Below are 15,364 nucleotides of genomic sequence, written 5' to 3' on the forward strand. Positions count from 1 at the left end.
TGCCGCGAACTCGATTTTGGCTGGCGACGCGTATTTGGCCGGTGCTTTGCCTTCTTTTTTGCTTTGCAGCGGTGGGAACTGTTACCTTCTGTTACGCCCGTTCGGACCAAAATCGCGCTACCACTCCTGCGACCAGCCTGACGACGCAGGAGCGCATTTACGCCTCAGCCTTTTGGCCCACCAAAGGCGATGCCGGTGCGGACGAGTTCGCCGGTGAGGCTGTCTGCGAGAAATGTCATGCAGGCATCGCGTCTCTCCAGCACCGGACTCCTATGTACCATGCCGCTACCCCAGCTACGCGGCTCGCTCTCAAAGCGCCCTTGAAGTTCCAGGAGAGCACATTCTCATACTCGGTAGAGCAAGGCTCAAGTGGATCCATTTACAGCGTCAATTCGAGCTCAACGGCAATTGCCTGGGCCTTCGGGAATGCCGAGACCGGCCAGACCTACCTGCTCAAGGGAAGCGAAGGCTATACCGAGTCACGTCTTAGTTACTACACCTCCCTAGGTGGTTTGGACGTCACCGTTGGCCATTCCGGGCAGGTGCCTTCCAGTCCTAAAGCTGCCTTTGGACATGAACTCACCTTCGAAACCGCGCAGCGCTGTTTCGCCTGCCACACGACTGGTTCCACCCTTTCGAATGTCTTTGTTCCCGAAAAAGCTGTTGCGGGCGTCACTTGTGAGGCCTGCCATGGGCCGGGAGCGGCGCACGTTGCTTCCGCCAAAGCTGCAAAGCGAACCGAAACCATCGCCGGGATCACCAATCCCGCTTCGATGTCGCCGGCCGATTCTGTCGACTTCTGCGGCTCGTGTCATCGCAGCTTCGCCGATGTCGCTGTCTTCATGCCTGCGAACCTCGGTGCAACAGCGGTCCGGTTTCAGCCCTTCCGGTTAGAGAGGAGCCGTTGTTGGGGAAAGACCGGTGACGACCGGATCACATGTATCGCCTGCCATGACCCGCACAAGCCCCTGGTCCGAGAGAGTGCTGCCTACGACCGCAATTGTCTTGCCTGTCACAGCCCAGGAAAGTCTGGATCGAATCGGCAACCCGCATCCTCTTCCACTTCGAGTGCATCCGCACCTTCCTGCAAGGTGGCCACCAGCAACTGCGTCTCCTGTCACATGCCGAAGGTGCAGGTCCCTCAGACCCACGCCTCCTTCACCGATCACGAGATCAGGATCGTGCGAGCGGGCGCACCCCGGTAATTCGATAACGCGCGCACAACTCGACGTGCGTTTTTGCGGCCTGAGGCTGTCTAAGCCCGCCACAAAAGGATTGCGTCACCGCGTAGCGCAGGGTACCTTACCACGCTCGTATCTACCTCATTTGCATAGGAATAGAGGTGACTACTGCCTCGCCTACCGTAACGCACCTTGCCACACTCATCCCCGATAAAACTAATGGGTGCCACCATCCGGCTTGCATCTCTCGCGTCACGGAACGTTAAGACCTCTGGACGAGCGAGCGGGAATTCTTAGGAGGAAGCTCGTACATGAAAGTTTCTCGGACTCCAGGCACGGCCTGGTTCAAGGTGTTCCGGACGTTCGCGATCCTGGCATTCGCCGTCCTTCTCGCGCCGTCATCTCTCTTGGCCCAGGACCTTACCACTTCAGCAAGTCTCTCCGGCACAGTCAGCGACAGCTCCGGTGCTGTCATCTCTAAGGCGACGGTCATCGTCGCTGGCGCCGACAACGGCGTCAAGCGCACCGTCAAGACGGAGGCAAATGGTGGTTTCTCGGTTCCTCTGCTGCCACCCGGTCAATACAGCCTCAAGATCCAAGCGAAGGGATTCAAGTCCTACGAGCAGAAAGGGATTACCTTAGTCGCGGAGCACTCGGTCCGTCAGGATATCGAGCTTCCGGTAGGTGCCGAGAACGAGCAGGTTGAAGTCACCAGCCAGGCGCCCCTGCTGAATACCGGTGACGCCAACCTCTCAGCCGAGATCACCTCCGAGCAGGTCGAAGGCCTGCCGCTCAACCTGCGCAATGTCGTCGCTCTCGCAACCCTCAACTCCTCCGTCTCGAACACATCTGAAAGCCAGCAGCTTGGCGAAGGCGGAACATCCGGCAAGGCCGACCAGGACGTCTCCTTCCTCAACTTTGGCGGCGGCTTCTTCGGTACCTCCGGCTACCTCATCGATGGCATCTGGGACACGGACAGCACCTGGGGTGCCGTCATCTACGTCCCGTCCGTCGAGGCAGTCGGCGAGTTCAAAATTCAGACCAACTCGTTCACCGCGCAGAACGGCTTCAGCACCGGTAACGTCATCAACATTCAGACCAAGTCCGGTACCAGCAACTTCCATGGTGACGTGTTTGAGTTCATCCGCAACTCCGACCTGGATGCAAACAACTATTTCAACAATTACAACGGCAGCCCGAGACAGAACTTCCAGCGCAACCAGTTTGGCTTCTCCGCCGGCGGCCCGCTCTACATCCCTGGCCTGTACAAGCGGCGCGACAAGACCTTCCTCTTCGGTGCTTATGAGGGCCTTCGCCAGGGTTCGCCCGTGAACAACACGTTCACCGTCCCCACAGCGGCCATGCGGACAGGAGACTTTTCCGCCCTTCTGACCGGCGCTTTAGTTACGCAGACGAACAATGGCGTCACGACGAACGTCCTTGATCCTTTCGGAAACACCATCCAGGTGAACCAACTGTTCAATCCACATACCGGGCGCGTTCTTACTAACAACACAGTCGACGCGAAGACTGGTCAAGTGGCACATTGCCCAGGTGGTGCGGCTACCTGCTACTACCGCGATCCCTTCCAGAACAACAACGTCGCCGCTTCGATCGACCCGGTCGGCGCGAAGCTGATCAGCTACTACCCCAACCCGACGAACGCCGCGCTATCGAGCAACTTCTTCGCGTCGGCATCCGCACCCACTACCTCCAACGAATACATCATCCGGGTCGATCACAATCTCAGCGACGCCACTCGTATCTATTTCAGGTTTGCCGACAAGCACGAGCAGAAGACAAACTCGCCAGCGTACTACGGTGCCAATGATCCGGGCGGGCCAGGGAACATCCGCCCCAACAATCGCTACAGCCTTGCCACCGGCTTCAGCCACATCTTCAATGCGACGACAGCGTTAAGCGCCAACGCCGGATTCCATCGCTGGAACCAGGGCGGTTTGTATCAAGGCTATCCCTTCGACCAGACGACGCTCGGCCTGCCTGCTGGCCTCAATGCAGGCTCGAACCAGTTCCCGATCATCAACGTAGGTAACGGAGGGTCGTCACTTGGTCCAGTGCAGGGAGGCTTCGGGGCCGGCATCGCCAATGTGGGAAGTGTGAGTGCCGACCTGACCAAAACGCTCAAGAGCCAGGACCTGTCATTTGGCTTCATGGATGCCATTCTCCAGAACAATGGAAATGGCGTTGCGACTACGAGCTTCGGTTTCGGTCAGACGTACACCTCACAGTTCAACGGCACGGGTACGGCAAATCAGTCCGGATACGGTTTTGCGTCGCTCTTGATCGGCACAGCCGATAGCGGAAGCACCTCCAATAACTTTCATACAGCGCCGCAAAGGCATTACATCGGCTTTTACGGCCAGGACAACTTCAAGTTCTCGAAGACGCTTACGTTCAATCTCGGTCTTCGGTACGAATTCCAGCCATCCTTTACCGAGCGGCGCAACCGCCAGGCGTACTTCGATTACACCGGCATTAACCCGATCAGCAAGTCCGTCGGGCTTACGCTTCCTGGCCAGGAGGTTTATAGCTCCTCGGGCAATCGCGGCCTGAATAACCTGAATCTGACAAACCTCGCACCGCGCTTCGGCTTCACCGATCAGGTAGCCCCGAGAATCGTCGCTCGCGGCGGGTTCGGTATCTTCTTTCCGCCATCGTCGTTCGTCGGCATCCAGTCCAGCCCGGGATACAGCCAGAGCACGAACTTCGACCCCAGCGACGATAACGGGGTGACGCTGAAGACGACTCTGAGCAATCCATTTCCGAATGGGTTGCTGGCACCCACCGGCAACGGGCTTGGGCCTCTAACCGATATTGGGAACAATGCCAGCACCGGCGTCGCCTACAACCGCAAGTCGCCGCTGCTCTACCAATACTCACTCGGCCTTCAGTACGCCTTCACGACCAACGATGTGCTGACCACCAGCTATGTCGGCAACCGCGGCGTGCATATGCTGACCAACTATGTTCCTCGCAGCCAGGTCGATCCAGCGCTGATCGTGCCCAACAACAATCTGGGCGACCAGGTGCCGAACCCGTTCTATGGCGTCATCACGTCGAGCTCTTGCGGACTCAACAATCCCACGATCACACGCGCCCACCTGCTACAGCCGTTTCCACAGTATTGCAGCGTGACGGAGAACCAGGCACCGCAGGGAGACTCGTACTACAACGCTCTGCTGGTGGACTATAACCACCGGTTCCATGGCGGTTTGAACCTGCTCGTGTCTTATACCTTTTCGAAGTTCATCGACGATACGGGAGGCACCGCCGACTGGGCCTACCGTGGCAACTCCAATGGCTATCGCAATCCCTACAATCTCGGCTTCGATCGTTCCGTTGACGGCACCGATCAGACGCATAGCCTGGTTGTGAATTACATCTATGCGCTTCCTGTCGGCACCGGTAAGAAGTTCGCCGGCCATTCCGGGCGCATCACCAATGCGGCTATCGGTGGATGGACGGTCTCTGGCATCACGACAGCCAAGTCTGGCCTGCCTCTCAGCTTCTCCGGCGGCACAAACAGTAACGAGTATGGCCTGGGTTCACGCCCTGACCAGGTCGCCGACCCGCACATTGCCAACCACAGCATCGGCGGCCCCGGACACAATCCGTGGTTCAACACCGCTGCCTTCAAAACACCCGCGGACTACTCCCTTGGCAACACTTCGCGCTATCTCTCCTACATCCGGTCTCCCGGATATACAAATTGGGACGCATCGCTGCAGAAGGGTTGGGAACTTCACGACAATCTCAACCTTCAGTTCCGGTCGGAGTTCTACAACCTGCCGAACCATACCAACTTCTTTACTCCTGATACCGGAATAAACGATGGCAACTACGGCAGGATCACCCAGGCCTTCGATGGCAGATCGATCCAGTTCGCCCTCAAAGTGATCTGGTAGATTGGTCGTCTGATGCTGTCTCCTCATGTGGTCCGGCGCGCCGCCTTCCTGTCCTTGCTCTTCGCCGGTGCTCTGTGTGCCTGTCCGTTACGCGGACAGGCACAGGGCCTCGACGGGCTGCTCGAGAAGGCACGCGCCGCGCAGTCTTCGGGGAAGTACGCTGAAGCAGCCGTGATCTATGCGCGAAGCACGGCACTGGCTCCGGCGACCCCTGAGCTCTGGTCAAATCGCGGTGTCATGGAGTATCTCGCAGGCGAGATAGACCCCTCCATCGTCAGTCTCAAACATGCTCTTCGGCTGAAACCGGGACTGTATGTCCCAATGCTCTTTCTCGGCAAGGCATACCTGCAGAGCGGCAAGCCTGCCCAGGCTCTTCCTTATCTCACCCACGCAGCCACTCTCCAGCCGAGTGACCCTGAACTACTCCTCGCGCTCGGCAAAAACTACGCCGCTCTGAACAAGCCGCATGAGGCAGAGTCTGCATATGCGGACGCTGCTCGCGTGGTGCCGGCGAATCCTGCCGCGTGGCTTGGACTTGGTACCGCGTCGCTCGCGATGATCGCCTCCGACGGGCAGGATCTTGCAGGATTACAGGCACAATCCATCTGGGCGCGGGCGCTCTTTGCGGATGAGCTTCTGGCTCAGGGGCGTCCGCTTGAAGCGATCGACACGTACAATGTCGCGTTGGCCAAGGCTTCGTCTGAACAGAAAGCGACGCTCGTTCGCAACGTAAGCTGGCTCGAAGCGCATCCCGATCTCTTTCCGCTCCCCGCTAACTCGCAGGAGGCTCTCCGTAAGTTCGATGAGCAACTGACCTCTACAACGAGCAACTCGCAGCCACCATCCTGTGCCACGTCGCAGATGCCGCTTGCCTCCGCCGACTGCGCCTTCTGGGCTGGCGACTACGAACGCAGCGCCGCATACGCTGCCGATGTGCTGAAACATTCTCCGCAGGATCCCGAGGCGCTCTACTGGTCGATCAAATCGAACGAGCGCATAGCCGTCGCCGCGCTTGGTCGCTTCGAGGAACTCGCCCCACAGTCCGCCGCCAGCTTTGACATGGTCGGCGATCTCTATCGCGATCAACGCCAGATGGAGAATGCTCTCGGCGAGTATAAGAAGGCCCTCGACATCGACCCCCATGACCCCGGCGCTCTTCTCGGCACCGTTGTCGCGGACATCGCGGCAAGCAAGCTCGACGAAGCCGCTGCCGTTGACCAGCTTGCGCTTGCCGACCACCCGCAGGACCCACAACTGAACCTCCTTCAGGCCGAAATCCTTACCGCGAGGAATCACTACGCCGAAGCAAGACCCTACCTTGCGAAATGCCTCGCTGGGCCTCCTGATCTTCAGCCTCGCGTTCATCTTCTGCTGGCGCGCGCGGATGCCGAAGACGGCAAGAACGACGATGCGATCCGTGAATACGAACTCGCGCTTCCAGGCGATCGGGACGGCAGCATTCACTTCCAACTCTCGCGCCTCTACCGCAAAGCGGGCAATGTGGCCCGGGCTCAAAAGTACGAAGAGCAAGCCAAGGCCCTCATCGCGCTACGCCGCATCAACGCGGCGATCGAGGTCCGCGAGATGACGGGCGCAACACCATCGCAATGATCGAAGACCCAACAACATCCGAGAGTTTCGCCAGCCGCGGTGCGGCGGCGTGGCTCTCCCGGCGAAGCTTTCTTAGGACCGGCGCAATGGCTCTCGCGCTTCGAGCCTCGAATCTGCGCGCAGCTCAATTTCCGGTGTCTGCATCCCAACCTCTTGCTCCTCCATGCCTGACAGCCTCACGAACACTCTACCCTGCTTTGCTTGACCGCTTTATCTCTAGGCTCGACCCTGCGTCCGACAACTTCGTCTGCGAGCAATACGCTGCTGGCCTTATCGAAGTGATGGATTCCTGGACAGCCTCACTCTGCTCCGCGACGTCGGCAACCGGTGCCATCCACTCTCATCTCGCGGAATCTCTCACTGCTTGCTCAATGCACCAGTCGAAGTCCGTCTCACTTCGCGACCGCGGTCCTCTTCGTATTGAGCGACATAGCTTTTCTCCCCCGGAGAGCAGCACCCCGGTCAAGTTCACAGACGACCTGAGCAAATATTTCGCGGCTTTCTCCTCAATCTGTAGTGCGGACTTCGATGTATATGGTATTCGTGCCGCAGAAGGTTCACATCTGAGTGTGGAGACTGACATCCGCTACAACTTCGTGGGCCAAACGCGTGCTGGAGTCCGCGAACAACGCGTAGGCGCATGGCATGTGACGTGGTCAAGAGAGGATGCAGCGAACTGGAAAGTCACGCGTTGGGCCGCTGATGACGAACTTCGCAGCAGCCTCGCCGGCTCCGGTTTCACCGAGATCACCGGCCAATGCCTCGCGCCAAACGCACAGTTGTCGCTCGGCATCGATCACTGGCGCAGCGTACTCGATGGCGCGACCGGCATCGATGTCTATGGCAACCATGGCATCGCGGTCGGCGAGATCGACTCCACTGGATACGACAGCTTCTACGTCTGCCAGCCAGCCGGCTTGCCCAATCGTCTCTACCGCAACCGCGGTGATGGCACCTTTGACGACATCACCGAAGACTCCGGCACCGGCATCGTCGACGGCACGGCCTCAGCGCTGTTCGCGGACTTCCAGAATCGCGGCCGCCAGGATCTCCTCGTCGTCCGCACCGGCGGCGTCCTGCTCTTCGAAAACATGGGTCATGGCCGCTTCGAGCCGCGTCCGGATGCCTTTCACTTCGCTCGCCCGCCGCAGGGGACGTTTACCAGCGCCGCCATCGTGGACTACAACCGCGACGGTCTCCTCGATGTCTACCTCTGTACTTACAGCTACTTCAAGGGCCTGAACCATCACCAGTTTCCCGCGCCCTACTACGACGCGCAGAATGGGCCGCCCAACTTCCTTTTCCGCAACCGAGGCGACGGCACATTTGAAGACGTCACCGTTGCCAGCGGCATGGACCAGAACAACAATCGCTTCAGCTTCGCCGCTGCATGGTGCGACTACGATAACGACGGCTGGCCAGATCTCTACGTGGCAAACGACTTTGGCCGGAAGAACTTTTACCGCAATAACGGCGATGGAACCTTCACGGACATCGTCGCCAAGGCCGGTGTCGAAGACTACGGCCCGGGCATGAGCGTCTGCTGGATCGACCATGACAATGATGGTCTGCAGGATCTGTACGTTGCCAATATGTGGCTCGCCGAAGGCAATCGCATCACCGCCGATGACCAGTTCCTTCCAGGCGTGGATCCCGCTATCCGTGCTCTCTATCGCAAACATAACGCAGGCAACTCGCTCTATCGCAACAAGGGCGACGGCACCTTCATCGACCGGACCGCGGCGGCAGCATCGGAGAAGGCAGGTTGGGCCTGGTCAAGCGCAACATGGGACTTTGACAATGATGGCTGGGCGGATCTCTATGTCGCAAACGGCTTCGTCTCGAGCTTGAACCACTACGATCTGCAGAGCTTCTTCTGGCGGCAGGTCGCGCAGCGATCCGTTACGACCGCCGGTGCATCGCCCGACTACGAACTCTCCTGGAACGCCATCAACGAACTTCTGCGTTCCGGCTACTCCTGGAGCGGCTACCAGCGTAATGTCTTCTTCGCCAACAATCGGGACGGCAGCTTCTCGGAGGTCTCCGGCGCGCTTGGCCTCGATCTTATCGACGATGCGCGTGCCTTCTCGCTCAGCGACTTCGACCATGACGGACGGCTGGAGATCGTTCTGAAAAATCGCACTGGTCCGCAACTGCGTCTTCTGCGCAATGACCTTGACGACATCGGCGGCTCCATCGCCATCCGCCTCACTGGCCACAAGAGCAATCGCGACGCTATCGGCGCGATCGTCGTCATCGAGTCTGGTGCGCAGCGTCAGACGAAGTTCATCTCCGCCGGCTCGGGCTTCGCCTCGCAGCACACGAAAGAGCTTTTCTTCGGCCTCGGAGATGCGAAGGGCCCCCTCTCCATCTCGGTCCGCTGGCCATCCGGTACGATCGACCACTACGAAGGGCTTTCGATAAACCACCGCATCTCACTGGATGAAGGCAGACCAACCTTTAAGTCGGAACCTTACCGCCCACTTCCTTCGCATCATATCGCCGCCTTCGCCATGACGCCCCCCGCAGCGACCACGGCGCGATCAGCCACATGGTTGATCGCTCCGCTCTTTGGCCCCGGTCTCAGGCTCTCCGATACAAATGGACACATTCAACAACTCAGTGACTTCAAAGGCAAACGGGCCCTGCTCACGTTCCTCAGCGAGAACTGCCCTGACACTCCAGAAAGCCACAAGCAGCTCGAAGAACTTGCACAGAATTCCGAATCCTTTGCTGCCTCCAACATCGAGCTCTTCGTCGTCTCTGTCTCTTTGAAGAACGACCAGTCTCCGAACGCAGCAGTCCCTATTCACAGCGCCACTCCGCGCGACATCGCTGCCTGGAACATCCAGTATCGCTACCTTTTCGATAGCCGCCGCGACATGCCGTTGCCTTCGTCTTTTCTCCTCGACGAGCAGGGTGCCATCGTTGGCGTTTACACCGGCTTGGTTGCAGCCCGAGAGGTCATCATCGACGCGGACTCCGCGCCTCATACCTCCACCGATTTCCTCGCGCGGGCTATGCCGTTTCGTGGCCCGTATTACGGTGCCCCCTTGCAGCACGATTATGTCGCCTTTGGTATCGCGTTCTCCGAGTATGGGCACGATGAAGCGGCGGAATCGGCATTTCTCCGCGCTATCATTGCCGATCCCGTAAACCAGTTCGCCTGGTTCAATCTCGGCACCATCTACCTCAACCGCAAGATGTATACCGATGCTCGCAAATACCTCGCTGAAGCCGTGAGGCTCAACCCGCGGGACTCCGACGCCTGGAACAATCTCGGCACCACCTCTGGCTATGAACAGAAGTACGACGATGCACTCGACGAGTTCCGCCGCGCGGCTCTCGCCAATCCGCATCATGCCAACGCGATCGGAAACATGATGCGCATCTACCAGTTTCAAAACCGCGCAGCCGAGGCTCGCAAGACGCTTGAAGATCTGATTGCTCGATCGCCAGACATCGCCCAGCTTCACCTCGATCTGTCCCTCACCCTCGTCGCGCAGAACGATTGGAAGGCCGCCCGTGACGAGCTTGAAACGGCAGTCCGGCTCGACCCTGGCAACCCCGATGCGATCAACAATCTCGGTGCAATCCTTCTTCGCCTTGGCTTGACCACCGAAGCTCTCGAGCAGTTCGAACGCTGCCGCCGCATTGCTCCGGACTTCGATCGTGCCACCATCAATGCTGCCGCTCTCTACAACCGCGCCGGTCAGCGCGACCGCTCCCGCGAGATACTCACCAGCTTCCTTGCACGACATCCGGAGAACGTCCCTGTCCGATCCGCACTCGATAAAATGGGAGCGCCATGATCCCTTCGCATCTCCGAATCTGGCTCCTTTGTCTTCTCTACGCGTGTTCCATCGTCCGTGCGACCGCGCAATTAGTGTCCCTCTCCGGCACCGTGCGCGATACCGATGGCCATGCGCTCCCGGACGCCACGCTTTCTCTCTCCGGCCGCTCGCCCCAGCAGGTGAGCAGCGACTCCTCCGGCCACTTCCACTTCGCACTCCTCGCCCCCGCAGAGTACTCACTCTCGGCCGTCCTCGCCGGTTACGCAGCATCCGGCGCTCAGTCCATCCATCTGCAATCCACCCCGGTCAACGCGGAGGTCGTCCTCAGCCGGGTATCCGCAAATACGCTCGAATTCCAGTCGTCTGGCATCCACGGCCTCATCGATCCAGGCGGCTACTCGGCCTCCACCGCAAGCGCCTCCTCCGGGGTGCTGCGCGGGATTGCAGCGTTGAAACGCACGGATCACTCATTTGCGCCTTCGGTGAAAGACTGGCCATGTGACCTGGAGCCGCAACTGCGCCAGGCCGCGGCTGCGCATCGTGACCAGCCAGTATCCTCTCTCCGGCTTGGTCAGTTTTACGTCGCCCACGATCAGCCAGCGCTGGCGATCGCACCCCTGCAGCACGCATTGGAACTCGACACAACGAGCAACCTCGCATCGCGCGCTCTCGCCTCCGCATGGCTGGAAGCCGGCAACTTCGATGAGGCGCGCAAAGGGCTCAACCGGGCTTTGGCAGCTCATGAAAGCCCTGAGCTGTATGAACTCGAGGCCCGCGCGGACGAGGGTTCCGGCCTCTTCCAGAAGGCTGCCGAAGACTACCGCCGGGCCGCCGCCCTGTCGGCAACCGAAGAGAACGCATTCGGAGTTGGGTATGAGCTGCTGCTCTCCGGTGCACTCGTCGATGCCAGCGAAGCATTTGCGGAAGGCTTGCTTCTCTACCCCAAATCTATCCTCATGCAGATCGGAGCCGGCACGGCCCACTTCCTCCGAGGCGACAGCGCCGCAGCGCTTTCAGACTTCCTCGCGGCCGCGGAGACGGACCCCGCAGACCATCGCCCCTACTCGTTCCTTAGCGCGTCCAACGCAATTTCAAGCAATCAGCAGGACCGCGCCCTTACCGCCTTCAAACGCTACCTGGATCGCGAGCCCAATAGTGCCGACGCGAACTACTTCTATGCTGTCGCGCTCGCCCGCGATCATTCTGCCAGCGACACAACGCGCACCCAGACCTTTCTGAGACGTGCGATCGAGCTAAACCCGGGTCTTGCCAAAGCCCATCTGCAATTGGCGGAAAGCTACGCTCAAAACGGAAAGTTTGAGGATGCAGTTCCCGAATACCAAGCCACGATCCGTCTCGATCCCGATCCCGGACCACACTACCGCCTTGCCCTGGCCTTCAAGCATCTCGGCCGTGCTGACGAATATGCACGCGATATGCAACTGTTCCGCCAGTCCCGCCAAACCAACGGGCATCCCGACGCAACTCTGGGCATAGATCTTGCGCAGTTCATGTCGGGGATGGACACGGCAGATTCACACTTAAGTCCGGCACCTCCATGCCCGACATTCCCGCGATAACGTTGAACGTGAGCGTTGAATTATACTGGCTTTGCGAGTTAACGGGACGCCAACTTGGATGAGGCTGGACGGTACCATGGTAATGCTTTCGCCGGTTAGCATTTGAAGCGCGTATCCGTATAAGAGGCACTTCAGTCCGCGAGATGCGCCTCTAGGCAACAGCCCCGCACCTCGACTCATCCTGTTTTCGATCTTATTTGGAACGACTATAAGTTGGGTACTAGAGATGTGCCACCAATCGGCATGCGAAGATAGGCCTCGACTTCTGCAGTTGCTGCGTGCTCTATCTTCGGGAAAGTCTGATTGCTGCGATGGTGCATCGTCAACTTAACGTGTGTGAGAAGCTGAGGAGGTGAGCAGCTCTGAGCGGTATCGCTGTCATCGTTTTCCGATCGAAGTAGTGGAGCACTGCGTCTGGCTGTATTTTCGTTTCTCTCTGAGCTATCGCAAGATCGAAGAGATGATGGCTGTTCGCGGTGTGCGCGTGACGTATGAGACCGTTCGGGAATGGTGTCAGAAGTTCGGCGCCCTCTATGCTTCGCAGCTTCGAAAGAGTCGGCCTCGCATCGGTTCGAAATGGCATCTGGATGAGGTCTTTCTCAAGATGAACGGCGTTCAGCACTCCCTCTGGCGGGCTGTGGACGAGAACGGTGTCACCATCGACATTTTGGTACAGCCGAAGCGGGATCGCTGGGCGGCGCTACGCTTCTTTCGTAGGCTTTTGTGCACCGCGGGAGGTGCTCCGCGCGTGATCATTACGGACAAGCTACGCTGCAGCCAAGAGGCGGATCCTGCCCCAGGTAGAACACCGGCAGAGTCGCTATCTGAACAATCGATGCGAGTACTCACATCAATCTACACGCACACGCGAAAGGCAGATGAAGCGTTTCCAGAGCCCCGAACAGGCACAACGTTTTCTCTCCACCTTCGAATCCATCAACACCGCTTTCCGCTTCCGTCGTCATCTGCTCTCAGCAGCCTGCTATCGACATCGGCTCACGCATGCACTTCAACTCTGGCGCGCTACGGCTCTTGGTGTGGCACTTCCGTAGAACATCGCCTCGCAACATCCTCTTGCCCGCTCGAGGATGCACATCGCAACGTTAAGTTGACGATGCCCCCATTAGTCTTCGCATCGTGAATGCCCAACCATGCGCTGCGCGACTTAGAACTTGCCCATTAGTCAGGTGGTTGGGGATACCGGGGCATCGAACGTGGCGGCCGGACCGACATTAGACGCAAGTATATTCGTCGTCTTGGACCACCAGCGACCGCAACAGGTTGCTGATCTCAGCCGCTGCGGTCGACTGGTTCTCCAGAAGCTCTGCCAGATTAAGGTCTGCAAGGCTTTCTGTCTCGCCGGAGTCGGCTTTCGCGTACGCCATCGACCACTCCGGAAAGTCGCGCTGCGGTACGTTTCCGCATTGCAGTACGGATATGTCGTCGTGCCGCATGTCGCGTTGAATCGTCTCAAAGGTGCGCTCTACCTGCTCAAGCGGTCCCTCCAGAACCTGCGCGAAGAATCCACTGTTGAACATAAGCGCGCCCGTAATCCCGCGCGCTGGATTGTTGGCGCGCGACTTTGCGAGGATTTTCGCGATCTCAGTTTTCTGCTGTTCAATCGATCCACTCAGCGAGTTCCGGCTGCAATAAAGGATTCTGTAGATGTCTTCTGTCATGAATGGGTCTCCGATGTCGTGGTTGATTGCATTGGCATAGTAAGTTGACTAACCCTAGTTTTCAGCATATCCGCGGATACGGCCTCGCTAAATAAGCAGCCCTGGATCGAGGAGCAGCCGTCCATCTGGATGCGTGAAAGATGTTCCGGAGTGGTGACACCATCGACCACAGTTGAGATGCCAAGGCTTGCGCCAAGCGCAGCGATGGCGCGGACAATTGCGCGCTCCTTGATCCCCGTAGTTCCCTCTTCGACAAGTGACTTGGCGATCTTTATCTTGTCGAGCGGAAAGTCGACCATCTGGCTGAGCGATGCGATCCCCGTTCCAAAGCTGTCAATCGCCACACGAATACCTATCGAGCGAAGGCGTTCGAGCATCGTCTGCACAATCTTCCCATCGCGAAGCAGAATTCCTTCCGTGACCTCAAGTTCAAGCCGATGGCCTTTGATACCGTACGTCGCAAGCGACTGTTTTACCGCGTCGAAGAATCGGTTCGACTCGAACTGAAGAGGAGAAACTCTGAGCGCGACAACGACTTCCTCGGGCCATCGTGAAGCCTCCCGACAAACTGCCTTCAATGCCCACTCCCCGACGGCGATAATCACGCCGGTTTCCTCCGCGAGCGGAATGAAGGAAGCTGCATCTAGGACGCCCCGTTGCGGATGCTTCCAAAGCAGAACAGTCTCAAGACCGAAAAGCTTCTGGCTCTTGATATCGATCTGGGGTCGGTAGTGGACTTCAAGTTGTCGCATGGCGACAGCCTTGCGCAACTCGATCTCCATTTCCCGCTTGTCGCGCGCCTTCACTTCCATCGCTTGCTCAAAGTAGACAAAGCAGTTTCTGCCCGCTGACTTTGCTTGGTAAAGTGCAAGGTCTGCACAGCGCATTAGGTGACTGGGGTCCTTAGCGTCGGTCGGGAACACCGCGACTCCGACACTGACGCCTACGTTTACTGGTAAACCATCGATCAGGTAGGTTCTCTGGACCAGCTCGATAATACGCGTTGCGAGATCACTCACGTCGCATCGGTCATGCAAAATAATGCCGAACTCGTCGCCGCCGAGACGCGCGAATGTATCGGTATCGCTTAGCTGGCTCGCAACCCGCTGGGTCACACGGCACAGCAGAGAGTCTCCAACCGCATGTCCTAGACTGTCGTTCACTGCTTTGAACCGATCAAGATCCAGCATAAGCAGGATGGTCGTGGCGTCCGTCTCTGAAGGTGCTGCCAGACACTCGTTCAGGCGGCGCTCGAAGAAGCGGCGGTTCGCGATTTTGGTGAGATCATCACGATACGCATCTTCCAAGTCAGGAGCGCCCGGTACGAAGAGTTCAGTGATCATGGAGCCTTTCATTCCGACGGGTCTACGGGTGGTGATCCTATGCCTTGGAGAATTTGCGACCGATCTCGCAGGTTCTTTTACTCAGTTAGCAACGCCACTCGTCAGTCTCAGTCAGACTAGGATCTGCACGCTTGGCACGCAATGGCTCGGAAGCGTCATCATGCGCGTGTAACTCAAACGAGGTATCGGTTTACATCGAATGGGTCTTCGCTGCGCGCCCATCGCTTGATAATCTGCTTTTGTAGCATGC

Annotated in this window: 7 protein-coding genes and 1 pseudogene; 6 read left to right on the plus strand and 2 right to left on the minus strand. The window is 58.4% G+C overall.

The annotated features are described in order from the left end of the window. Window positions 1–71 precede the first annotated feature (71 nt). The 6 genes and pseudogenes from HDF16_RS25920 (at window position 72) to HDF16_RS25945 (ending at window position 13,144) form a co-directional block, all read left to right on the plus strand. Window positions 72–1,205 (plus strand): multiheme c-type cytochrome, encoded by a 1,134-nt coding sequence (locus HDF16_RS25920; RefSeq protein ID WP_184223118.1) that lies wholly within the window; start codon window positions 72–74, stop codon window positions 1,203–1,205. A gap of 287 nt (window positions 1,206–1,492) precedes the next feature. After that, on the plus strand, window positions 1,493–5,107 hold the full coding sequence (locus HDF16_RS25925) for a TonB-dependent receptor (protein WP_184223120.1): 3,615 nt from the start codon (window positions 1,493–1,495) through the stop codon (window positions 5,105–5,107). A gap of 12 nt (window positions 5,108–5,119) precedes the next feature. Then, window positions 5,120–6,718 carry a tetratricopeptide repeat protein gene (locus HDF16_RS25930; protein WP_184223123.1) on the plus strand — a complete coding sequence of 533 codons (1,599 nt, stop codon included), beginning with the start codon at window positions 5,120–5,122 and terminating at the stop codon, window positions 6,716–6,718. Between the two features lie 569 nt (window positions 6,719–7,287). Further along, window positions 7,288–10,530, plus strand: a complete 3,243-nt coding sequence (locus HDF16_RS25935; RefSeq protein WP_184223125.1) for an FG-GAP-like repeat-containing protein — start codon at window positions 7,288–7,290, stop codon at window positions 10,528–10,530. Then, a complete protein-coding gene (locus HDF16_RS25940) occupies window positions 10,527–12,092 on the plus strand; it encodes a tetratricopeptide repeat protein (RefSeq protein ID WP_184223127.1) in 1,566 nt (521 codons plus the stop codon). The genes HDF16_RS25935 and HDF16_RS25940 overlap by 4 nt, the downstream gene beginning before the upstream one ends. A gap of 352 nt (window positions 12,093–12,444) precedes the next feature. Beyond that, a pseudogene (locus tag HDF16_RS25945) lies at window positions 12,445–13,144 on the plus strand (IS6 family transposase). A 180-nt stretch (window positions 13,145–13,324) separates the two neighbouring features. On the opposite strand, the gene HDF16_RS25950 reads toward HDF16_RS25945, so the two are convergent. After that, entirely contained in the window at window positions 13,325–13,771 is a 447-nt protein-coding gene (locus HDF16_RS25950) for a BLUF domain-containing protein (RefSeq protein ID WP_184223129.1), read from the minus strand. Then, a complete protein-coding gene (locus tag HDF16_RS25955) occupies window positions 13,768–15,114 on the minus strand; it encodes a putative bifunctional diguanylate cyclase/phosphodiesterase (RefSeq protein ID WP_184223130.1) in 1,347 nt (448 codons plus the stop codon). The genes HDF16_RS25950 and HDF16_RS25955 overlap by 4 nt, the downstream gene beginning before the upstream one ends. Window positions 15,115–15,364 lie beyond the last annotated feature (250 nt).

This window comes from Granulicella aggregans (genome assembly GCF_014203275.1).
GTDB lineage: Bacteria > Acidobacteriota > Terriglobia > Terriglobales > Acidobacteriaceae > Edaphobacter.